Genomic DNA, 21,004 nt, shown 5'->3' with positions numbered 1-21,004 from the left:
CAATGAGTTTATTAGAAGTAAAGGAACTAACCAAAAACTTCGGCGGATTGGCCGCAGTATCCAACGTTGATTTCGTCATCGAAGAGAATGAACTTATCGGCCTGATTGGACCGAACGGTGCCGGAAAAACGACTTTCTTCAACCTGTTGACCGGTGTTTATGTGCCTACCGAAGGGACCATCGAACTGGAAAAGGATGGAGAAAAAATCTTGCTGAACGGGAAGGCGCCTTACAAGATAACGGATTTAGGATTGGCGCGTACCTTCCAAAATATCCGTCTATTCAAAGAATTGACGGTAATGGATAACGTATTGATTGCGATGCACAGCAAAAAAGGCTCAAACACCTTCCATAGCCTGTTCCGGACACCGACTTATTACCGCGCGGAAGAAGAGATGCGCACAAAGGCATTGGAGTTGCTGGCCATTTTCGAATTGGAAAATAAATACGATGTATTGGCAAAAAACCTTCCCTATGGGGAACAACGCCGTTTGGAAATCGTACGTGCGCTTGCGACGAAACCAAAAATCCTTTTCTTGGATGAACCCGCAGCCGGTATGAATCCGCAAGAAACAGCGGAATTGACAGCCTTGATCCGTAAAATCCAAAAGGACTTCAAAATCACGGTTGTTTTGATCGAACATGACATGTCCTTGGTAATGAATGTCTGCGAAAGAATCTATGTTTTGGAGTACGGACGTCTGCTCGCTCATGGAACGCCAGAAGAAATCCAAAAAAATCCAGCCGTTATCAAGGCTTATCTGGGGGGAGATTAAGAAGATGCTGAAAGTAAAAAACTTATCGGTTCACTATGGCATGATCCAGGCCATCAAAGATATCAGTTTTGAGGTCAACGAAGGAGAAATCGTGACTTTGATCGGCGCTAACGGAGCAGGGAAATCAACCATCCTGCGTACCATTTCCGGATTGGTCAGACCTTCTGCCGGCGAGATTGAATATCTGGGACAACCGATTCATCATATGCCGACCAGAAAAATTGTGGAACAAGGGATAGCGCAAGTTCCCGAAGGACGTCATGTCTTCAAGGAATTGACGGTTCAAGAAAACTTGGACTTGGGAAGCTTCACCCGTAAAGATAAACAGAACATCGCGGCGGATTTGGAGCATGTTTTCGAACGCTTCCCGATTCTGAGCGAAAGAAAAAATCAGGATGCCGCGACACTATCCGGCGGGGAACAACAGATGCTGGCGATGGGCCGTGCTTTGATGACCAAGCCGAAATTGTTGTTGTTGGATGAACCTTCCATGGGGCTGGCTCCCATCTTCATCAAAGAAATCTTCAGAATCATCCAAGATATCCAGAAACAAGGAACGACGATTCTGCTGATTGAACAAAATGCGAAAGTCGCCCTGCAGATCGCAAATCGCGGCTACGTATTGGAAACAGGAAACATCGTATTGACGGGTACAGGGGAAGAATTATTAGCGAGTGACGAAGTTCAAAAAGCTTACTTAGGAGGCTAAAAAAATGGATGTAAACAGCTATATGTCAACGGATTTAGTAACAATTCAGTCTTCAACAAAAGTTATCGAAGCATTGGATCTGATGAAGGAACACAAGATTCACCGTTTGCCGGTTGTTCAAGGGGAAACCATCATCGGGTTGATTACGGAAGGCATCATCGAACGCAATACGCCATCAACGATGACGAGCCTGGATATGCATGAGGTAAACTACCTGTTGAATAAGACGACAGTTGGGGATATCATGGAAAAACGCGTCATCACAATCAATAAAGAAGCGTTGCTGGAAGAAGCAGCTGTCATGATGAGAGAAAATGGTGTCAGCGTCTTGCCGGTTGTAGAAGCGGGAAATCGTCTGGTCGGAATCATCACGGAAAAAGATATCTTCTCCGCATTCATCGATGTCTTGGGCTACTACACACCCGGCGTTCGCGTTGTCGTCAATATCCACGAAGACAAAAAAGGCGTGTTGGAAGATTTGACGGAAATTTTTTCGGAAGAGAACATCAACATCCAGCAAATCGCTACCTACCGTAAATTGGGCTTTGTCCAGGTCGTTGTCCAACTAGACAGCAAAGACACAGAAGGCATCCGGGCGAAACTGGAAGAACACGGCTACGAAATCGGATCCATCATCTACAAACCAGAAAGAGCATAGGATTCAGAACTCGACTACATAGGATACGATAAATCCCCTGCAATTCAGAACTCGGCTACATAGGATACGATGATTCGCGCCTAGAACGCGCTTCATAATTATAATCATTTTGCATCACGGGTAGGATATAAATCATGGGAAAATGATTTATATCCTACCCGTGATATTTTTTCAGACAAATAGATAGCGTTATCACGTAATAAGTGTATAATATAGTTATGAAGGATTGGGAGGAATCATAAATGAACAATGCACTTATTACAATCGTTTTATATACCATTAAAGAACAATATGTCAGTGAGAAAGCCTTTTATGCCAATCAATTGGGGATTTCCCCGCAAAGCTGGGACCGTTGGAAAAAAGGTGAACATGGTTTGAAACCGGATAATATGTATATCCTATCCAAACTGTTCACCGATTATGAGTGGATGCTTGTGCAAAAAGTATGCCGCAATGCGGAAATATTGCCGGAAGTTGCCGAAAATCCGGTCAGGGAATACCATTTCCTGAAGTATCAGATTGCGAAAAAATGGATCGCATCGGGGATCGCCACCATCAGATGGCACTCTTCCGAGGAGACCGTGCATGATTCCGAAACACGGAAACCAGCCATTACGACGCTGCGGTTAGAGATGGACTACGATTTTTGGAGTTACAAGGATATCCTTGATCTGCGACTGCCGAGCGTCATCCGCCATCAAATCGAATCTAAAAAAGTTAACCTGCTCGAATGGATAAATAAAAATTCACCCGATACGATAAAAGAAATAATCGAATAGATCATGAGAAGCCGAGATGAAAATATCTTGGCTTTTTCATTTGAGGTAAAAGCTAGTCCTAATTTTTTGTATGGTTTGACTGGCGGGTATGCTAAAATAAGTTTAGTTTACAAAAAAAGTGTTAAAAGAGGAATCCAATGAATAATAAAACAAAACATGCAGGAAACAAAAGGAAGCCCACCGCATTCAAGACGGCCGGCATCTCTCTGTTCGTCCTGACGGCTATCCTTATGGGTGGCTGCGGAAACAAGGAGTCGGAAAATGCGAGCAGCATCGACGGAAAGACATCTATAGACCAATCCGCCAATGCGGAAATGGGCGAGGACCAGAAAACGGCATCCGATGACTCAGGGATGGTCGCAACGCCCAAAGCCACTTCCGAAGACTGGAACCTGATATTGGTCAACCGGGACCATCAGCTGGATGGAGAACTTGGAATGGAACTCTATCTGACGGACAGCGGTTATCTGATCGACAGCCGCATCAAAGAAGCTTATCTTAGCTTGATTGAAGCCGGTCATGCGGCCGGGATGGACTTCACCTTGGTCTCCGGCTACCGTTCCATCGAAGCCCAACAGGCAAACTACGATACGACCTACAATAACAATATCGCGCAGGGTTGCACACCGGAAGAAGCAAAAACGAAAACAGAAGAATTCATCGCTTTGCCGAATGCCAGCGAACATACGACGGGCCTGTCCATCGACATCACTTCCACGCAATTGGCTAATGAAGCAGGCGGATCGGGACTTTTCCAAGATTTGGAAAATTATCCCGAAGGTGAGTGGCTGAAAGAAAATGCGCCCGCATACGGATTTGTCCTGCGCTATCCGAAGGAAAAAGAGGCCATCACAAAAATCGCATTTGAGCCTTGGCATTTCCGTTATGTAGGCGTGGAAAATGCTTTGTATATGACGGAAAATGATTTAACCCTTGAAGAATACGTGGCTATTCTTCAAAATAATGAAAAAATACTTGCGGATCAATAAGGTTCTGTAAGGTAACCTGATTGTAGAAAAGTGGGAGGGAAATATGGCGCGAAAAAAAAGTCGAAACCGCACTAAATCCACTGTCCTGACTGCAAAAATAGTAAAGATGCTCTTTGTACTGATGATAAGTTTTATCGCCAGTCTTTCACTGATCGGCGATTTCTCACCCATAATCCCGGGGGTTCAAAAAAATGACGTCTCCGAGGCGGCGACGTTTATTGAAAGCATAGCACCGGCAGCGCAACAAATGCAAAAGCAGTATGGGGTGCTTGCCAGCATCAGCATCGCGCAAGCCATTCTGGAGTCGGAATGGGGCAACAGCGAGCTATCCTCCGTCTACAATAATCTATATGGGATGAAAGGGGACAGCCTTGAGAATACCGTTCTGCTGTCAACCAAGGAGTTTTACAACGGCGAATGGGTGACCGTCCAAGCTGATTTCAAGGTCTATGACAGTTGGGCTTCATCCGTCCAGGACCACGCTTCATTGATCGCAAATGGGACGACATGGAATGCCGACCAATATGCCCCGGTTCTGCAAGCCAAGACCTATCGAGAAGCGGCGCAGGCACTGCAAGATTGCGGCTATGCAACCGACCCGGATTATGCAAATAAATTGATAGCCGTAATCGAACAAAATACGCTCTATAACTATGACAGCTAAAGATGAGCAAGGGCGATTTGGCTCGGATTGCTGGGGGACTTGCGGAAGTTCACAGAATCCACCTTTTGGCATGCGGCTGCTCATGCATGGAGGACGGGACTTTTGTTCCGGCCTCTTTTTTCAAACGGGGGATTCCGTTCGCGCCCTTTTTGGTGGCGACAAGATTAGAATATAGTGATAAAATTAAAAAGTAAAGTTAGCGAATACGTGTAAATGAATAATCAGAAGAGAGTTGTGTGATTGCATGTCGAATCAAATTTTACCCGGAAAGACGATAGGTATTATTGGCGGTGGACATGTCGCCCGAATGATTGCCTTGGAAGCAAAAAAAATGGGCTATCTCATTGGCATATTGGATGCCGATCCGGATTGCCCTGCAGCTCAAGTAGCGGACTGGCACATATTGAAGAAATACACAGATTTCGATGCGCTGACTGATTTTGCTTCAAAGTCTGATGTTCTCACCTTCGAGTCCGAAGCCGTTGACACAATGACATTGAATGAAATCCAGCACTATATCGCCATTCCGCAGGATCCGGATACGTTGGCCATCACGCAAGATAGGGTGATCGAAAAGGCCTTTTTGGAATCCTTGAATATAAACATTACGCCTTATGCAACGATAACGAACATCGAGGACATGGAAGAAGCTGTAAAAAGCATCGGCTTTCCTTGTATATTGAAAACGATCCGTGTGGAATCCGCTGCTCCGGAACAACAGCTCATCTACAGCGAGGAGGAATTTGGAAAAGCTGTACTGCTTCTGAAAAAAGGGACCTGCATTCTGGAGTCTTGGATTCCCTTTGAAAGAGAATTAGCCATCACCGTCGCGCAAGATACAAATAACGTCTTCTCAGCGTTCCCGGTCACGGAAACGCTTTACCGCAATAATAAATTGGTCAATACTATCACGCCGGCCCGTGTAGGGAGCAACGTCCAAAAGGAAATGGAACATATCGGGAAGGTGCTCGCCCACGCGATGAACTTGGTAGGCGTGTTGACGATCGAAACATTCATCACATCCGCCGGTTCCATCTATGTGAATCGTTTGGTGGTCAGACCGCATCATTCCTGCAATTATTCGTTGGATGCTTGCAATATCTCGCAATACGAGGCGTTGGTTCGCTGCATTTGCGGGTTGCCGATCCCGGAAATCCAATTGTACGGGACAAGCGTGACCTTTAATATTCTGCAAGAAAAATTAGACGATGCCTTGATGTTGCTGCTGACCAAACCGGATTGGCATTTCCATTTTTATGGCAAAAAGGACCGCCGTTCGAAACGGAAGATGGGACATGTGACGTTGTTGGGGAACGATGCCCATGTCCTTATCCAGGAACTGGCAAATAGTGGTCTTTTGGAAGCGGGAAAATAAACGGTATTTTCGTGATCTTCAACAAGGAGGGGAGTATGGAAAATGGCAGAGGACAAATTATTCAAGAAAGCATACAGTTATATAAAGGAAAAAATTGATGGTAATGCTTGGCCGCCAGGTACAAAAATCACTGAACAAATCGTTTCGGAAGCCTTGTTCATGAGCCGGACGCCGATCCGCAAGGCCTTACTTTTGCTGGAAGATGAAGGTTGGGTAGCATCGGTTACTTACAAGGGATATGTGGTGGCGGAAAAGAAGATATCGAATGAAGGTTTGATCGAACGCCTGGATTTGATACATGGCTTAGTGGGGAATTACTTGGTTTATCTGAAAGAAAACGATGTATGCATCGATATAGCTAAACTAGAGGGGATTCTGGAGAAGCAGGAAGGATATCTGAAATACCGGGATGCGGCGGGCTATTTTGAGCAAGAATATAAGCTGTACGAGACATTTGTGGATAAAAGCGAAAACCAGTATTTCAAAACGGTGCTCCTGTCCACCGCCCAAGCCGTTCACGGCACCTACTCCGATGATTCCGCCTTCCAGGACGAGGAACGCTACCAAAGTGAAAGCACCTTGCTGGGTGTTTACCAACAAGCCGTCACGTTGTTGAAAACAAAAAGCTATGATGAACTGGGACAGCATCTCAGCGTATTTTTTGAAATGATAAAGGAATCAAGCGATTTACTCGCAAAATAGAATGAAAAAAGGTATCGCCATCGTTGGATGTGCGGTACCTTTTTTCACTGAAGCGTTTTATTTTTTTATCAATCAGGCGTTGCAGGCGGGGAATGGGCAAAGCGGGCCTTTCCGGTTGGACGTTTATTCAACAGCAAGGGCATGATTATGCCCTTGCTGGTCTTTCGCCACTTCCAGAGACAGCGCATCGGAGTGAGGGGATTGATGCAGCCAAATCATCAGAATGATGCATAAATAGCCCAGGTAGAAAAATAAACATCTTTTTGTCATCCAAATCCACTCCTCAAATTGGAACGCGATTGTTTCCCGTTATTGGATGCTCTTTTCGGCTGAATATAAATATTTTTTTTGAAAAAAACGCAAAAAAATGTAAGTTGTGCAAATGAACGACAAAAAGTAAACAACACTTAAAAACTCTTTAAAAAATCGGGCGATTCGTTGATACCCGGCCTTGAAAATGATAGACTAAGTCATGATGTGGATAGAAGTAAGAATAAGGACTTTTAACATAAATAAATAGTAATCATGAAACACTGGCAACAAGAGAGAGGATGGCAAATGTGCAACAAAAACACGAACTTATAAAAGGGATGAACCCAAGACAAGCGGAAGCTGTTTTGGCGACGGAAGGCCCACTGTTGATTATGGCGGGTGCCGGCAGCGGCAAGACACGCGTTCTGACGCACCGCATGGCCTATTTATTGGAAGAAAAATCAGTGAACCCCTGGAATATCTTAGCCATCACCTTTACGAATAAAGCAGCGAAAGAGATGAAAGAGCGGGTCATCCGCTTGGTCGGACCGGTCGGGAACGATATGTGGGTTTCGACCTTCCACTCGATGTGCGTGCGCATCTTAAGAAGAGAGTGCGAACAGATCGGCTACTCACGTTCTTTCACCATCTGCGACCAGAGCGAAACCGAAACCTTGATGAAACGGATCATCCGCGAAAAGAATCTTGATCCGAAAAAATTCGACCACCGCATGATTTTGGGGCGGATCAGCCAGGCTAAAAATGAACTGCAGACCCCGAAAGAGTTCAGCGAATTTGCCGGCGGCTACATCGACAACATCGTGTACGAATGCTATCGGGAATACCAGAAAAATTTGGAGAACAGCCAATCGATGGATTTTGACGACCTGATTATGCTGACTGTCAAATTGTTCAAGGATCATCCCGAAACGTTGTCCTATTACCAAAATAAATTCCACTATATCCATGTGGATGAATACCAAGATACCAATTACGCCCAATACCAATTGGTGCAGCTATTGGCGAGCAAATTCGAAAACATCTGCGTCGTAGGGGATGCCGATCAAAGCATCTACGGCTGGCGCGGCGCCGATATGGAAAATATCCTGAATTTCGAAAAGGATTACCCGAACGCCAAAGTGGTCCTCTTGGAGCAGAACTACCGTTCCACGAAAAAGATTCTGCGCGCGGCCAATGATGTGATTCAAAACAACGTCAACCGTAAAGAGAAGGAATTGTGGACGGACAATCCGGAGGGCGACAACATCGTCTATTACCGCGGCCAATCGGAACACGATGAAGCCCGCTTCGTCATTTCAAAAATGCAGCAGGAAGTGCGCGAAAACAAACGCCAATACGGCGATTTCGCGGTCCTGTACCGCACCAATGCCCAGTCCCGGGTTGTTGAAGAAAATCTTTTGAAATCGAACATCCCGTATAAGATGGTCGGCGGACGGAAGTTCTACGACCGCAAAGAAATCAAGGACATTTTGGCTTACTTGCGCCTGATCGTGAATCCGGCAGATGACCTGAGCTTCGGCCGGATCGTCAATGTGCCGAAACGCGGCATCGGCGATTCGAGCATCGTAAAGTTAAGGGAGTTCGCCGATCTGCATAACTTGACCTTGCTGCAGGCTGCCCATGAGGTCGCCCTGTCGCCCATATCCGGAAAAGCGGGCAAGGAACTGAAAAAATTCGCGACGATGCTGGAAAATTTGCAGAAAATGCAGGAATTCCTGCCGATCACCGAATTGGTGGAGGAATTGTTGAAGCAATCGACCTATCTGGAGGCTTTGGAAGCCGAGAAGACGCTGGAATCAGAAGCCCGCGTCGAGAATATCAAAGAGTTCTTGTCCGTAACGCAGGAATTCGAAAAGACGGATGCGGAAAACAAGGATCTGACGACCTTCCTGACCGATCTCGCCTTGGTGTCCGATCTGGATCAGGTGGAGGAAGAGCCGCAGAGCGAAGTGACCTTGATGACGATGCATGCCGCCAAAGGCTTGGAATTTCCGATCGTCTTCATCGTCGGGATGGAGGACGGCATTTTCCCTTCCTCCCGCGCCTTCATGGATGAGAACCAGATGGAAGAAGAACGCCGGTTGGCCTACGTCGGCATCACGCGTGCCGAGCAGAAGCTGTTTTTGACGAACGCCTACTCGCGCATGCTGTACGGGCGCACAATGAGCAATATGCCTTCCCGCTTCATCGAAGAATTGGATCAGGAAATCCTCGACAGAGAGAACGCGTCCGGCGGCCAAACACGTTCCGTCAGCGCACCGAAAAGCACCTCGACATCGACGAGCGCACCAGCTTCGCGTTGGAAACAACAGGGCAACGCACGCCAAGAACGTGCCTTCAGCAAGCCTTACACACCAAACGAGAAGACCCAATCGGTCGAACAGACCGGCAAAAGCGGAGCGGATAAGTTGGGCTGGGGCGTCGGCGACAAAGCCAGCCACAAGAAATGGGGCGTCGGCACGGTTGTCCAAACCAGCGGCGACGGCGATGGCCTGACATTGGATATCGCCTTCCAGAGCATCGGTATCAAACGGCTGCTGGCCTCCTTTGCCCCGATTGAAAAAGTCGATTAAGAGAAGGGGGGAAGTGCCCATGACAACAGTAGATAAAGAAGAAACGCAAAACCGCATCAACGCATTAAAAGAGAAACTGAATCAATTCAGCTATGAATATTATGTGTTGGATAAACCCTCTGTTTCAGACAGAGAATATGATTTGCTTTACCATGAATTGGAAAAGCTGGAAAAGAAATTCCCGAACTTGATCACAGCCGATTCGCCGACGCAGCGCATCGGCGATAACGTTTTGCCCGGATTCCAAAAAGTGCAGCATGATGTGCCGATGCTGAGCTTGGGCGATGCCTTCAGCCAAGAAGATTTATTGGATTTTGATCAGCGCATCAAGAAACTTACGGAAAAACCGGTGCAATACATCTGCGAATTGAAGATCGATGGCTTAGCCGTCTCCTTGCACTATGAGAATGGTCTCTTCACACGCGGCGCAACGCGCGGGGACGGCACGGTGGGCGAGGATATCACGCAAAACCTGCGGACCATCAAAGCCATCCCACTGCGCCTGAAACAGCCGTTGTCCTTCGAAGTCCGCGGCGAATGCTACATGCCGAAGGATTCCTTCGTGAAGCTGAATGAAGACCGCGATGAGAAGGGACTGGATGTTTTCGCGAATCCGCGCAATGCGGCAGCCGGCAGCATGCGCCAATTGGATTCAAGCGTGACGGCCAGCCGCAATCTGAGCGTTTTTTTATATGGAGCGGCGAACTTCGCTGAACTGGAGGTGCGCTCACAATCGGAATTGCTGACCAAATTGTCGGAAATTGGCTTGCGCACAAATCCGGAGCGCAGACTGTTCGACTCCATCGAAGACGTTTGGGCATTCATTGAAGAAGTCGGCGAAAAACGCTCCGGCCTGCCTTATGAAATTGATGGCGTGGTGATCAAAGTGAACGAATTTGAAACGCAGGAAGAGATCGGTTATACCGTCAAGGCTCCGCGTTGGGCGATTGCCTATAAATTCCCGGCCGAAGAAGCCCATACGGTTGTTCTGGATATCGAGTGGACCGTCGGCAGGACAGGAGTTATTACTCCGACAGCGGTGATGGAGCCCGTTTTCTTGGCCGGTTCCACTGTCCAACGGGCAACGCTGCATAACGTCGACATGCTTCGCGAAAAAGATGTGCGTTTGGGCGATACGGTCATCATCTATAAAGCCGGTGATATCATCCCTGCCGTCCAAAGGGTTGTCCTGGATGAAAGGAAAGCGGACAGCGAGCCTTATCCCATTCCGGAACATTGCCCTGCCTGCAATAGCCAATTGGTTCATTTGGAGGAGGAAGTGGCGCTACGCTGCATCAACCCGAAATGTCCGGCTCAGATCAAGGAAGGGCTATCCCATTTCGTGTCGCGCAATGCCATGAATATTTCCGGACTGGGTGTACGCGTCGTCAGCCAAATGTTCGAGAAGGGGCTGGTCAAGGACGTAGCCGACCTGTATAAGCTGACGGAAGAAGATCTCTACCAATTGGATAAAATCAAGGAAAAATCAGCCCACAATATCGTGACGGCCATCGACAAGAGCCGCGGGAATTCGCTCGAACGGCTGCTGTTCGGTTTGGGCATCCGCCACGTCGGCTCGAAGGCTGCGGCCATGTTGGCTGCGGAATTCGAAACCATCGAGAACCTGGTGAAAGCAACGAAAGAAGAAATCATGATGGTCGAAGGCATGGGCGAGGTCATCGCCGACAGCGTCGTCACCTATTTTGAGTTGCCCGAAGTGAAGGAACTGATCGAAGAGTTCCGCAACAGCGGCGTCAATTTGACTTATCTAGGCAAGAAAAAGGCGGAAGTAGCAGCCATCGATTCCATCTGGAAAGACAAGACGGTCGTTCTGACCGGGAAGCTGACGCATTATACTAGGCCGGAAGCGACGGAGATGATCGAGGCATTGGGCGGCAAAGTTACCGGCAGCGTCTCGAAAAAGACGGATTGGATCGTCGCCGGGGAAGAGGCCGGCAGTAAACTAACGAAAGCACTATCCTTAGGCATCCCGGTTTGGACCGAAGAGGATATGGTGAAAAATTTGGAAAGAAGTGACAGAAGTGAATAAAGCGAAGAAACTATTTTTCATGACTGTCTCCAGTGCGGCAGGACTCCTGCTTGCAAGCTGCGGTCAACTGTCGGATACGACAACGACAGAAAAAACAACGAATACGGCACCTGATACGGTCACCGTTCAAACGACACGCAACCAATTGTCAACCGACTATTATCCGGCACTCATCGTGGATGGAAAGTATCAATTCAGCCAAAACCGCGGTGTCAGTCTCTCGCTTAACTCCACTGCCAACACCAAGGATTTCGAAGCGGATTTGTTGGGCGTCGCAAAAGATGTTTTTCCGACGGATCAATATTTTTTCCAGGAAGGGCAAATCATCGATTACGATACGACCACTCTTTGGCTGGGACGGAAAAGTGATGCGAAGCCCGACGGCTTGAATCCGACCGATAACGGCGAAACGGACCCAACGAAGCGGGAGCCCATTTATCTGGAGCAAATTTTGGAACAAGACTATATGGTCAAGAACGATAACGGCTTTGAGCTAGGCGGGATGACCATCGGACTTGCGATGAATTCCATCGATTATTATAAAGATGCAAATGGGAACACTGTGGAACAACCCATTTCCCGCGAAAAGATAGAAGCACAAGGGAAAGCCTATGCGGATGTCATCATCGAACGGTTACGCAAGACGGCAGGATTGGAAAAAATTCCGATCGTCATCGGCATTTTTGAACAATCTGCACAGGACAGTCTTGCAGGGGGCGTTTATCTGTTCGAGGGCGTCTCCACAGAAGGAAATGCCGTCAATCAGTGGATCACCCTCAACGAGAAGAAAGTAATCTTCCCTTTGCAGGATGGGACACAAACCGAAGAATCATCCAACTTCGATAACTTCCGCAATGAAGTGCAGGGCTTTTTCCCTAACCTGAACGGGGTCGTCGGGGAAGGCAAATATATCGATGGACAACTCGTTTCCATGAAAATAAACATCATGACCCAATTTTACGGGGAAACGGAAATCATCGCCTTCACCCAGCACGTAACCGACTCGGCAGGACGATTCCTGCCGCAAAACTTGCCGGTCGAGATCAAAATCGAATCCATCAAAGGCATCGAATCCTTCTTGACGAGGGACACGGGTAGCCAAGGGTTCAGCTATCATATATTTGACTGAGTTTTATCCTGATATCCACCCCCCACCCCGCCGGCATAGCGGCAGGGTGGGGATAAATTATTAAGGTAAAATGATTATCTTTATGATAAAATGGAAAAGTATGTAAAAAAACGCAGAGTAAACAAAACGACAGAAAGAAGGGTATCACATGGCAATCAGTGAAGAACAAGTTCGTCACGTGGCAAAACTGGCAAAATTGGAATTTGCTCCCAATGAAATCACACACTTTACGGAACAACTAGGGGCCATCATCGACATGGTAGAACATCTGGAGTCAGTCGATACGACAGGCGTACCCGTTACTTCCCACGGCTACGAAGTGAAGAATGTTATGCGTGAAGACGTTGCCGAGCCAGGAACGGACCGTGACCTATTATTCAAAAATGTAAAAACAGCTGAAGATGGAATGATCCAAGTTCCAGCAATTTTAGATAACGAGGTGGAAGGCGCATGAGTATTTTCAATGAAACGCTAACGAGCCTGCACGAAGGTTTAGCAAACAAAACATTCTCTTCTGTTGAATTGACGCAAGCAGCTTTCAAACGCATCGCTGAAACCGACGGAAAAGTGGAAGCTTTCCTTGCCTTGAACGAAGAGGAAGCTTTGAAACAAGCCCAGGCAGCCGACGAAAAAGGCTACGCCGACGGCAATGTCCTGAACGGCATTCCGATGGGGATCAAAGATAACATCGTAACGGATGGTCTGACGACAACTGCGGCAAGCCGCATTTTGGAAGACTTTGTGCCGATCTATGACGCTACAGTCGTTAAAAAACTGAAAGCGGCCGGCGCTGTAAACGTGGGTAAACTGAACATGGATGAATTTGCCATGGGCGGAAGCACGGAAAATTCTTATTACAAAAAGACGAAGAATGCTTGGGACCTTACAAAAGTTCCCGGCGGTTCGTCCGGCGGTTCCGCAGCTGCTGTTGCCAGCGGTGAAGTCATTGCTTCATTGGGTTCCGATACCGGCGGAAGTATCCGTCAACCGGCAGCCTTCAACGGTATCGTAGGGATGAAGCCGACATATGGTCGCGTATCCCGTTATGGTTTGATCGCATTTGCATCAAGTTTGGACCAAATCGGCCCGATGACGCGCAACGTCACCGACAATGCTCTGTTATTGGAAGCCATCAGCGGCCACGACGCAAAAGACTCCACGAGTATGAACTTGGAAGTGCCGAAATTCAGCGCAAACCTGAACGGAAAAGTGGCAGGCATGAAGATTGCCTTGCCGAAGGAATACTTCCAAGAAGGCGTATCTGCTGAAATCCAAGATGCAGTAAGAAAAGCGGCTGCCCAATTCGAAGAAATGGGTGCAATCGTGGAAGAAGTAAGCATGCCGACATTGGCTTACGGAATCCCTGCCTACTATATCATCGCTTCTTCAGAAGCCTCTTCCAACCTGCAACGTTTCGACGGCGTCCGTTACGGCTACCGTGCCGAAAACGTGAATTCATTGGAAGAACTGTACATCAGAAGCCGTTCCGAAGGCTTTGGTATGGAAGTAAAACGCCGCATCATGTTGGGATCATTCTCATTGAGCGCCGGTTTCTACGATGCCTACTTCAAGAAAGCGGGACAAGTCCGCACCTTGATCAAACGCGACTTCGCGAATATCTTTGCAGGCTACGATTTGATTTTGGGACCGACAACAACGACGACCGCATTCGGAATCGGCGAAAAGAACGACGATCCGCTTGCTATGTATATGGATGACCTATTGACCGTAACCATCAACTTGGCGGGTGTCCCGGCCATTTCCGTTCCAGGCGGCTTCTCAGCGGACGGCATGCCGATCGGAATCCAATTGATTGGTAACTACTTCGAAGAAGGCAAAATCTATCAAGCTGCTTACGCATTGGAACAAGCAAACGACTATCATACCAAACACCCAAACCTGTAGGAGGAAAACATTATGAATTATGAAACAGTCATCGGGCTGGAAGTCCACGTAGAATTAAAAACTGAATCAAAAATGTTCTCCCCATCTCCAGCACATTTTGGGGCGGAACCAAATACAAACACAAACGTCATCGACTGGGGTTACCCAGGCGTATTGCCGGTCATCAATAAAAGCGCAATCGAGTTCGGAATGAAAGCGGCTTTGGCTTTGAACTGCGAAATTTCGACGGAAACGCATTTCGACCGCAAAAACTATTTCTACCCGGATAATCCGAAAGCTTACCAAATTTCCCAACTGGACAACCCGATCGGCCACGATGGCTGGGTTGAAATCGAAGTGGAAGGCGTTAAGAAAAAAATCCGCATCGAACGCGTCCATTTGGAAGAGGATGCCGGCAAAAATATGCACGGCTCGGATGGCTATTCATACGTCGACTTGAACCGTCAAGGAACACCACTGATCGAAATCGTGTCCGAAGCAGATATGCGCTCTCCTGAAGAAGCTTATGCCTACCTGGATGCCGTTCGTCAAATCATCATGTACACAGACGTATCCGACGTGAAGATGGAAGAAGGATCGATGCGTTGCGATGCCAACATCTCCATCCGTCCGTTCGGCCAAGAGAAATTCGGCACCAAAACAGAATTGAAGAACTTGAACTCCTTCAACTTCGTACGCCGCGGCTTGGCTCACGAAGAAAAACGCCAAGCGCAAGTATTGAACGCAGGCGGCGTCATCCAACAAGAAACACGCCGTTTCGATGAAACAAACGGCGAAACAATCCTGATGCGCGTCAAAGAAGGCGAAAGCGACTACCGCTATTTCCCGGAACCAGACCTGCCAGGCTTGACCATTTCCCAAGAGTGGATCGACCGCGTCAAAGCGACTATCCCGGAAATGCCTGCAAAACGCCGTGAAAGATATATCGCTGAATATGAGTTGCCAGAATACGATGCAATGGTCCTTACCTTATCAAAAGAGATGTCCGACTTCTTCGAAGGCACAATCGCTGCCGGAGCAGATGCCAAATTGGCTTCCAACTGGTTGATGGGTGAAGTATCAGCCTACTTGAACAGCGAAAAAGTTGAATTGGCCGCTACCAAACTGACACCAGCCAACCTAGCCGGCATGATCACCCTGATCGAAGACGGCACAATCAGCACGAAGATCGCCAAAAAAGTATTCCGCTTATTGGCGACAAAAGGCGGCGACGCCAAATCCGTCGTCGAAGCAGAAGGCCTGATCCAAATGAGCGATCCAGCCCAACTGTTGCCGATCATCAACGCCGTATTGGACAACAGCCAACAATCAGTCGATGACTTCAAAGCCGGAAAAGACCGCGCCAAAGGCTTCCTAGTAGGCCAAATCATGAAACAAACAAAAGGCCAAGCCAACCCAGGCATGGTCAACCAACTATTGGCGCAGGAGTTAGAAAAAAGATAGAGCGTGATGAAAAGCGTTTAGAGACGGATCACTGGAGCACCTAAGACCCTGAATCTGCGGTTTTCAGATACAGGGCTTAGGTGTGAAGTGACGACGTCTCTGCTTTTCAGAACGCGTTTGAGATAGGATGTGATGATTCGCGTTTAGAGTTCGAGCACTAAGAGGACAAACACAAAGCGGACGTTTTTTGTCCGCGTGTGGTTGTCAGCTTAGGCGGAGAACTCTGCGAATCAGAGCTCAACTAGATAGGATACGATGAATCCCACGGGAGAAGTCTTTCGTAATTTTTGTACCAAGACATATGATGCAAATGTCACTTGGGATTCAGAACTCAACTAGATAGAGCGAGAGAAAACTCCTTTAAAAAGAGCGTATGATAAGCATCCCCTCACATAAAGAGTAAAAAATCAGCAAAAATCCGGATATCTTTCGAAAATAGCATGGCTGTTTTGGAAGGAAAAGGATTTTGCTGTTTTTTTCTATTTATCATTAGTATCCTGATAATATTGGTGATATAATCACTTATTGGATGATTGAAAAAGGAAAAGTATGATTTGTGAGCTGTTCTAATAGAATGACGAGCCCAGAAAGATGAGGAATAAAATGAGAGCAAGAGTAATATATAATCCTACTTCGGGAAGAGAGATCCTGAAAAAAAGTATGATTGACATCCTTCAAATATTGGAAGAAGCTGGCTATGAAGCAAGTGCCTATGCCACTACGCCTGAACCGCTTTCTGCGACAAAAGAAGCAGAGCGTGCCGCATTGGCAGGATTTGATTTGATTGTGGCTGCCGGCGGGGACGGAACCGTAAATGAAGTCGTGAACGGGATTGCCGGGTTGGAAAAAAGGCCGACCATCGGAATCATTCCGGCAGGCACCACCAACGATTATGCCAGGGCATTGAAAATTCCGCGTTCAAATCTATTAGATGCAGCACGCGTCATTGCGGAGGGCAATGCCATCCCGATGGACATTGGGCAAGCAAATGATACTTACTTCATCAATATCGCAGCGGGCGGTTATTTGACCGATTTGACGTACGATGTCCCTACTAAATTAAAAACGATCTTCGGCTACCTGGCTTACTTGGGGAAAGGTGCGGAAAAAATACCGCAGCTGAAACCGATGCATATGCGCATCGAATATGAAAACGGTATTTTTGATGGCATGGCATCCATGTTCTTTGTGGCCTTGACGAATTCAGTCGGCGGCTTTGAGACGATTGACCCGAACATTGTTCTGGGCGACGGAAAATTCACCTTGTTCATTGTGAAGACAGCCAATATCTTTGAGATTCTGCAAGTATTGGTTCAGGTGCTGAACGGCGGACGCCATCTCGAAAATGCGAATGTCCTCTACACGCATACCAGTTTTGTGAAAGCCGAGGCCTTGGACGGTTCGCGTCTGATGATCAATTTGGATGGGGAATACGGCGGCGATGCGCCGACACTGTTCACCAACCTGCAACAACATATCCAAATCATCGGGAATACCTCGGATTACGCAGAGCCGATCGATCAAGAAGTAGATGAAGACATCTTTGCCGGTGCCGGAACGGGATTCATGAAGGAATTTGAAACCTTGAGTCCGGACGAAGTGACCGACAAACATTTGCCGTATGATGGCAAAGACGAATAAGAGATCAAACAAAATGTCCACAGCCTTTTCCCGCTGTTCCGGGAAGAGGCTGCGGACATTTTTTATTATGATGTAAAAGGAACTCGCCGCAAAGGTGACCGAGCGGTAGATTTTGATACCGCGAATCAGTTTCATGAGCTGTTGACTGCAGAAAAAAATAAGTGAGAGACTAGCCCAACTTGTAGGGCCAGCCTCTCGCTTATTTTATTTTTATGCTTATTTCCAGACCAGTTGCCAGGTGACGCCGAATTGATCGGTTACCCACGAAACGGAACGCAATTCACCGACAGGTTCGGGCCCCATCATCACCGTTCCCTCCGCCGATAGGCTGTCGAAGTAATTATCGAATGCCGGTTCATCCTCGCACGCCACGTAGAGGGAAGTAGCCCATGAAAAATCAGGCAGAAATTCTTTTTCCATGTCCATCGCCATAAAGTGTTGCCCATCCAAGACGAATTGTCCGTTTACCACTCGGCCGCCTTCGCCGTGTTCGTCCTCATCGATTTTCGTAAGGGATGTTATGCTGGAATTCGGAAAAATAGAAACATAAAAATTCATCGCCTCTTCCGCAGTTTCAGGAAAAGTCAAAAAGGTTACGATGCGTTGTTCGCTCATTAGTGTCATCCTCACTTTCTTTTCATATCAAAAAGCAGCGGTTCCATACACCCCTATTATACTGAAAGTGGGGAATAGTTCCTATCCAAAACCTCCCGTTTTTTCTTAGAGACACGATTATTACATCTATTATGAAAATAGGGTTAGTTTTTACAATCGAAGGTTTGGCTATATCGATGTAAAAAAATTTTTGGTATAATGAAGGAGTGAAAAATTATGAACTGAGGAGTAACTATGAAAAAACAATTTACGGCAGCACCGGTAACAAAAAATGAGAAAATAACAGTAACTTTTGAAGACTTAACGTCAGAAGGTATGGGTGTCGCAAAGGTTGAGGGTTATCCATTATTTGTAGCGGATGGACTGCCCGGCGAACAGGCCGTCATTAAAGTGACAAAAGTGGGTAAATCTTTTGGCTTCGCGAGAATCGAAGAAAGACTGACCAGCTCGCCTGACCGCATCCCTTCCAAAGATGTCAAAGGGACACGCGTCGGAACGATGCCTTTGCAAAATCTTCGCTACTCAGCGCAATTGGCCTTCAAACAAAACAACGTGAAGCAAGTGATGAAACGCATCGCTAAAATGCCGGAAGTAGAAGTAAAACCGACCATCGGCATGGAAAATCCATGGGGATACCGCAACAAAGCACAGATTCCGGTACGTCAAAAAGACGGCAAATTGGTTACCGGATTCTTCCGCACCAACACACATGAATTGATCCCGATGGAAAACTTCCAGATCCAAGATCCAAAAATCGATGAAGCCATCGTAAAAGTCCGTAACATTCTGCAAGAATTCAACGTGAAAGCATACGATGAAAAGAAACATACCGGAAATATCCGTCACATCATGATCCGCCGCGGTTTTTACACCGGCGAAATGATGGTTGTCTTGGTGACGCGTACGGCGAAACTGTTCCCGCAAAGCAAAATCATTCCAGCTATTTTGGAAGCTTTACCGGAAGTGGTCAGCATCGTCCAAAATGTGAACCCGAAACAAAACAATGTCATCCTGGGCGACGAAACAATCGTCCTGCACGGTGAAGATGTGTACCACGACAAATTGATGGGCCATACATTCGCCATCTCTTCCCGTTCATTCTATCAAGTGAATCCGGTCCAAACGGAAAAACTATATAAACTGGCGATCGAAGCTGCAGAATTGACAGGCGAAGAAACCGTCATCGATGCATATTGCGGAATCGGAACCATCTCCTTGTCATTGGCTGAAAAAGCGAAACACGTCTATGCGATGGAAGTCGTTCCGGTTGCCGTGAAGATGGCTGAAATGAACGCCGAAGCAAACAATATCGATAACATTACCTTTGAAGTCGGCGCTGCCGAAGAAGTAATGCCAAAATGGGCTGCCGAAGGCGTCAAAGCGGATGTCTTGGTTGTCGATCCGCCACGCAAAGGCTTGGAACCAGCCTTCATCGAAGCGGCTTTGGAAATTGCCCCTGAACGTATCGTTTACGTCAGCTGCAACCCGGCTACAATGGCACGCGACCTTCAGTTATTCCACGAAGGCGGCTACAGCGTAGGCAGTATCCAACCAGTGGATCTGTTCCCGCAAACGCTGCATGTGGAATCAGTCGTGGCATTGACACGCAACAAATAATTAGAATAAAGTAAAAAGCCGCAAGGACAGTCATGAATGATGACAGTCGTTGCGGCTTTTTGTGCGCACTGACATACTATAGCTGTATGGTATAATAAATTATAAAGAGAGCGGTTACAAGCTTCTGTTGCAAAGAACGGTTTTGACGGCGTAAAAGAGGGGAATCTCCTGCCTGTTCGGGAATAGCTGAATGCAAAATAACGGAGGTATTTTATGAAAAACATTGTGATAACAGGTAGTACACGTGGCCTTGGTTTTTCTATGGCAACCGAGTTTCTGCGATCCGGATGTAATGTTACGCTGTCCGGCAGGGGTGAAACGCCTGCGGAAGCAACTCAGAGTGAACTGTCGCCCTTTGAGGGGAAATACATCTATGTCTCATGCAACGTCCAGGAAAAAGCAGATCTGCAAAAACTTTGGGACGCTTCTTTGGCGCAATGGGGCGAGATAGACATATGGATCAATAACGCGGGGCAAAATACGCCGCACCTGTTTTCGTGGGAAACGGGCGAAACAGACACCGAAAATATTATTAAGACCAATCTTATTGGTATGATATACGGTTCACAGATTGCGGCAACGGGAATGCTAAAGCAGGGGCATGGCGCGATTTACAGCATGGAGGGTCTTGGCTCAAACAACATGATACAGGTAAAAACAATATTGTACGGCACCACCAAGCACGCCTTAACGTACTTTATGAAAGGGCTCGCCAAGGAACTGGAGGGTACCAATGTAATAGCGGGGCGGTTGTCGCCGGGCATGATGCTGACTGATTTTATCACAAAAACGCCTGACGGTGAGCAGTCTCAGGTCGTCGCAGATGAGAAGTTCAGAAAGACATTCAATATATTGGCCGATAAACCGGCTACGGTTGCAAAATATTTTGTACCGAGAATACTGAGCAACACCAAAAATGACGCCCAGATTGCTTGGCTGACAAACCGAAAAGTGGCATGGCGTTTTATGACGGCAGGCTTCCGCAAAGACAGACTGATATAGAACAGAACGATAAGAGGAATCTGCTCCATAATTTAGATGTGCTTAAAAGTGCTATTAAAAGAAGGGGGGTGTCACAAAACTATGAAAAAGTAGTTTTGTGACAC

General features: G+C 47.2%; 19 protein-coding genes. 17 read left to right on the top strand and 2 right to left on the bottom strand.

The window, feature by feature from the left end:
• Positions 1-2: 2 nt before the first annotated feature.
• From BM101_RS06750 to BM101_RS06715, 8 genes are all read left to right on the top strand, one after another.
• Positions 3-776, top strand: a complete 774-nt coding sequence (locus BM101_RS06750) for an ABC transporter ATP-binding protein (RefSeq protein WP_087033892.1) — start codon at positions 3-5, stop codon at positions 774-776.
• Positions 777-780: 4 nt separating this feature from the next.
• Positions 781-1,485 (top strand): ABC transporter ATP-binding protein, encoded by a 705-nt coding sequence (locus tag BM101_RS06745; protein WP_087033893.1) that lies wholly within the window; start codon positions 781-783, stop codon positions 1,483-1,485.
• A gap of 4 nt (positions 1,486-1,489) precedes the next feature.
• A complete protein-coding gene (locus BM101_RS06740) occupies positions 1,490-2,143 on the top strand; it encodes a CBS and ACT domain-containing protein (RefSeq protein ID WP_087033894.1) in 654 nt (217 codons plus the stop codon).
• 242 nt (positions 2,144-2,385) lie between these two features.
• Positions 2,386-2,922, top strand: coding sequence for a hypothetical protein (locus tag BM101_RS06735; RefSeq protein WP_087033895.1), 537 nt, complete (start codon positions 2,386-2,388; stop codon positions 2,920-2,922).
• Between the two features lie 137 nt (positions 2,923-3,059).
• On the top strand, positions 3,060-3,911 hold the full coding sequence (locus tag BM101_RS06730) for a M15 family metallopeptidase (RefSeq protein WP_087033896.1): 852 nt from the start codon (positions 3,060-3,062) through the stop codon (positions 3,909-3,911).
• Between the two features lie 43 nt (positions 3,912-3,954).
• A complete protein-coding gene (locus BM101_RS06725) occupies positions 3,955-4,575 on the top strand; it encodes a glycoside hydrolase family 73 protein (RefSeq protein WP_245825818.1) in 621 nt (206 codons plus the stop codon).
• A gap of 244 nt (positions 4,576-4,819) precedes the next feature.
• On the top strand, positions 4,820-5,950 hold the full coding sequence (gene purK, locus BM101_RS06720) for a 5-(carboxyamino)imidazole ribonucleotide synthase (protein WP_087033897.1): 1,131 nt from the start codon (positions 4,820-4,822) through the stop codon (positions 5,948-5,950).
• Between the two features lie 42 nt (positions 5,951-5,992).
• On the top strand, positions 5,993-6,652 hold the full coding sequence (locus BM101_RS06715; RefSeq protein WP_087033898.1) for a GntR family transcriptional regulator: 660 nt from the start codon (positions 5,993-5,995) through the stop codon (positions 6,650-6,652).
• Between the two features lie 123 nt (positions 6,653-6,775).
• Here the strand turns inward: BM101_RS06715 and BM101_RS14080 are convergent, their stop codons facing one another.
• On the bottom strand, positions 6,776-6,922 hold the full coding sequence (locus BM101_RS14080; protein ID WP_177194420.1) for a hypothetical protein: 147 nt from the start codon (positions 6,920-6,922) through the stop codon (positions 6,776-6,778).
• A gap of 281 nt (positions 6,923-7,203) precedes the next feature.
• Here BM101_RS14080 and pcrA point away from each other — a divergent pair, with 281 nt between their 5' ends.
• From pcrA to BM101_RS06680, 7 genes are all read left to right on the top strand, one after another.
• Positions 7,204-9,498 (top strand): DNA helicase PcrA, encoded by a 2,295-nt coding sequence (pcrA, locus tag BM101_RS06710; RefSeq protein ID WP_177194419.1) that lies wholly within the window; start codon positions 7,204-7,206, stop codon positions 9,496-9,498.
• A gap of 19 nt (positions 9,499-9,517) precedes the next feature.
• Positions 9,518-11,548, top strand: a complete 2,031-nt coding sequence (ligA, locus tag BM101_RS06705) for an NAD-dependent DNA ligase LigA (RefSeq protein WP_087033899.1) — start codon at positions 9,518-9,520, stop codon at positions 11,546-11,548.
• Positions 11,541-12,677: a CamS family sex pheromone protein gene (locus BM101_RS06700; RefSeq protein WP_245825819.1), complete on the top strand. Its 1,137-nt coding sequence runs from the start codon at positions 11,541-11,543 to the stop codon at positions 12,675-12,677. Before ligA ends, BM101_RS06700 begins: the two co-directional genes overlap by 8 nt.
• 148 nt (positions 12,678-12,825) lie before the next feature.
• Positions 12,826-13,131 (top strand): Asp-tRNA(Asn)/Glu-tRNA(Gln) amidotransferase subunit GatC, encoded by a 306-nt coding sequence (gene gatC, locus BM101_RS06695; RefSeq protein WP_087033900.1) that lies wholly within the window; start codon positions 12,826-12,828, stop codon positions 13,129-13,131.
• Positions 13,128-14,582 (top strand): Asp-tRNA(Asn)/Glu-tRNA(Gln) amidotransferase subunit GatA, encoded by a 1,455-nt coding sequence (gene gatA / locus BM101_RS06690; protein ID WP_087033901.1) that lies wholly within the window; start codon positions 13,128-13,130, stop codon positions 14,580-14,582. Before gatC ends, gatA begins: the two co-directional genes overlap by 4 nt.
• A gap of 12 nt (positions 14,583-14,594) precedes the next feature.
• Positions 14,595-16,025, top strand: a complete 1,431-nt coding sequence (gatB, locus tag BM101_RS06685; protein WP_087033902.1) for an Asp-tRNA(Asn)/Glu-tRNA(Gln) amidotransferase subunit GatB — start codon at positions 14,595-14,597, stop codon at positions 16,023-16,025.
• A 603-nt stretch (positions 16,026-16,628) separates the two neighbouring features.
• The gene (locus BM101_RS06680; RefSeq protein ID WP_087033903.1) at positions 16,629-17,666 is read left to right on the top strand and encodes a diacylglycerol kinase; all 1,038 of its coding nucleotides are present in this window, start codon (positions 16,629-16,631) and stop codon (positions 17,664-17,666) included.
• Between the two features lie 216 nt (positions 17,667-17,882).
• On the opposite strand, the gene BM101_RS06675 is transcribed toward BM101_RS06680, so the two are convergent.
• On the bottom strand, positions 17,883-18,281 hold the full coding sequence (locus BM101_RS06675) for a VOC family protein (protein WP_087033904.1): 399 nt from the start codon (positions 18,279-18,281) through the stop codon (positions 17,883-17,885).
• Between the two features lie 234 nt (positions 18,282-18,515).
• On the opposite strand from BM101_RS06675, the gene rlmD reads away from it, so the two are divergent.
• Together rlmD and BM101_RS06665 are read left to right on the top strand one after the other, a co-directional pair.
• The gene (rlmD, locus tag BM101_RS06670) at positions 18,516-19,898 is read left to right on the top strand and encodes a 23S rRNA (uracil(1939)-C(5))-methyltransferase RlmD (RefSeq protein WP_087033905.1); all 1,383 of its coding nucleotides are present in this window, start codon (positions 18,516-18,518) and stop codon (positions 19,896-19,898) included.
• Between the two features lie 213 nt (positions 19,899-20,111).
• A complete protein-coding gene (locus BM101_RS06665) occupies positions 20,112-20,900 on the top strand; it encodes an SDR family NAD(P)-dependent oxidoreductase (RefSeq protein WP_087033906.1) in 789 nt (262 codons plus the stop codon).
• Positions 20,901-21,004: the final 104 nt, after the last annotated feature.

Source organism: Trichococcus palustris, from assembly GCF_900114465.1.
Taxonomy (GTDB): Bacteria; Bacillota; Bacilli; order Lactobacillales; family Aerococcaceae; genus Trichococcus; species Trichococcus palustris.
The sequence above is the reverse complement of the archived record's forward strand: the minus strand, read 5'-3'. Positions and strand labels throughout refer to the sequence as shown.

What these genes read in the sequence shown, in the direction of transcription:
- BM101_RS06750 (WP_087033892.1), top strand. Translation starts at nt 3, where the DNA reads ATGAGTTTATTAGAAGTAAAGGAACTAACCAAAAACTTCGGCGGATTG.
- BM101_RS06745 (WP_087033893.1), top strand. Translation starts at nt 781, where the DNA reads ATGCTGAAAGTAAAAAACTTATCGGTTCACTATGGCATGATCCAGGCC.
- BM101_RS06740 (WP_087033894.1), top strand. Translation starts at nt 1,490, where the DNA reads ATGGATGTAAACAGCTATATGTCAACGGATTTAGTAACAATTCAGTCT.
- BM101_RS06735 (WP_087033895.1), top strand. Translation starts at nt 2,386, where the DNA reads ATGAACAATGCACTTATTACAATCGTTTTATATACCATTAAAGAACAA.
- BM101_RS06730 (WP_087033896.1), top strand. Translation starts at nt 3,060, where the DNA reads ATGAATAATAAAACAAAACATGCAGGAAACAAAAGGAAGCCCACCGCA.
- BM101_RS06725 (WP_245825818.1), top strand. Translation starts at nt 3,955, where the DNA reads ATGGCGCGAAAAAAAAGTCGAAACCGCACTAAATCCACTGTCCTGACT.
- purK (WP_087033897.1), top strand. Translation starts at nt 4,820, where the DNA reads ATGTCGAATCAAATTTTACCCGGAAAGACGATAGGTATTATTGGCGGT.
- BM101_RS06715 (WP_087033898.1), top strand. Translation starts at nt 5,993, where the DNA reads ATGGCAGAGGACAAATTATTCAAGAAAGCATACAGTTATATAAAGGAA.
- BM101_RS14080 (WP_177194420.1), bottom strand. Translation starts at nt 6,922, where the DNA reads ATGACAAAAAGATGTTTATTTTTCTACCTGGGCTATTTATGCATCATT.
- pcrA (WP_177194419.1), top strand. Translation starts at nt 7,204, where the DNA reads ATGGCAAATGTGCAACAAAAACACGAACTTATAAAAGGGATGAACCCA.
- ligA (WP_087033899.1), top strand. Translation starts at nt 9,518, where the DNA reads ATGACAACAGTAGATAAAGAAGAAACGCAAAACCGCATCAACGCATTA.
- gatC (WP_087033900.1), top strand. Translation starts at nt 12,826, where the DNA reads ATGGCAATCAGTGAAGAACAAGTTCGTCACGTGGCAAAACTGGCAAAA.
- gatA (WP_087033901.1), top strand. Translation starts at nt 13,128, where the DNA reads ATGAGTATTTTCAATGAAACGCTAACGAGCCTGCACGAAGGTTTAGCA.
- gatB (WP_087033902.1), top strand. Translation starts at nt 14,595, where the DNA reads ATGAATTATGAAACAGTCATCGGGCTGGAAGTCCACGTAGAATTAAAA.
- BM101_RS06680 (WP_087033903.1), top strand. Translation starts at nt 16,629, where the DNA reads ATGAGAGCAAGAGTAATATATAATCCTACTTCGGGAAGAGAGATCCTG.
- BM101_RS06675 (WP_087033904.1), bottom strand. Translation starts at nt 18,281, where the DNA reads ATGAGCGAACAACGCATCGTAACCTTTTTGACTTTTCCTGAAACTGCG.
- rlmD (WP_087033905.1), top strand. Translation starts at nt 18,516, where the DNA reads ATGAAAAAACAATTTACGGCAGCACCGGTAACAAAAAATGAGAAAATA.
- BM101_RS06665 (WP_087033906.1), top strand. Translation starts at nt 20,112, where the DNA reads ATGAAAAACATTGTGATAACAGGTAGTACACGTGGCCTTGGTTTTTCT.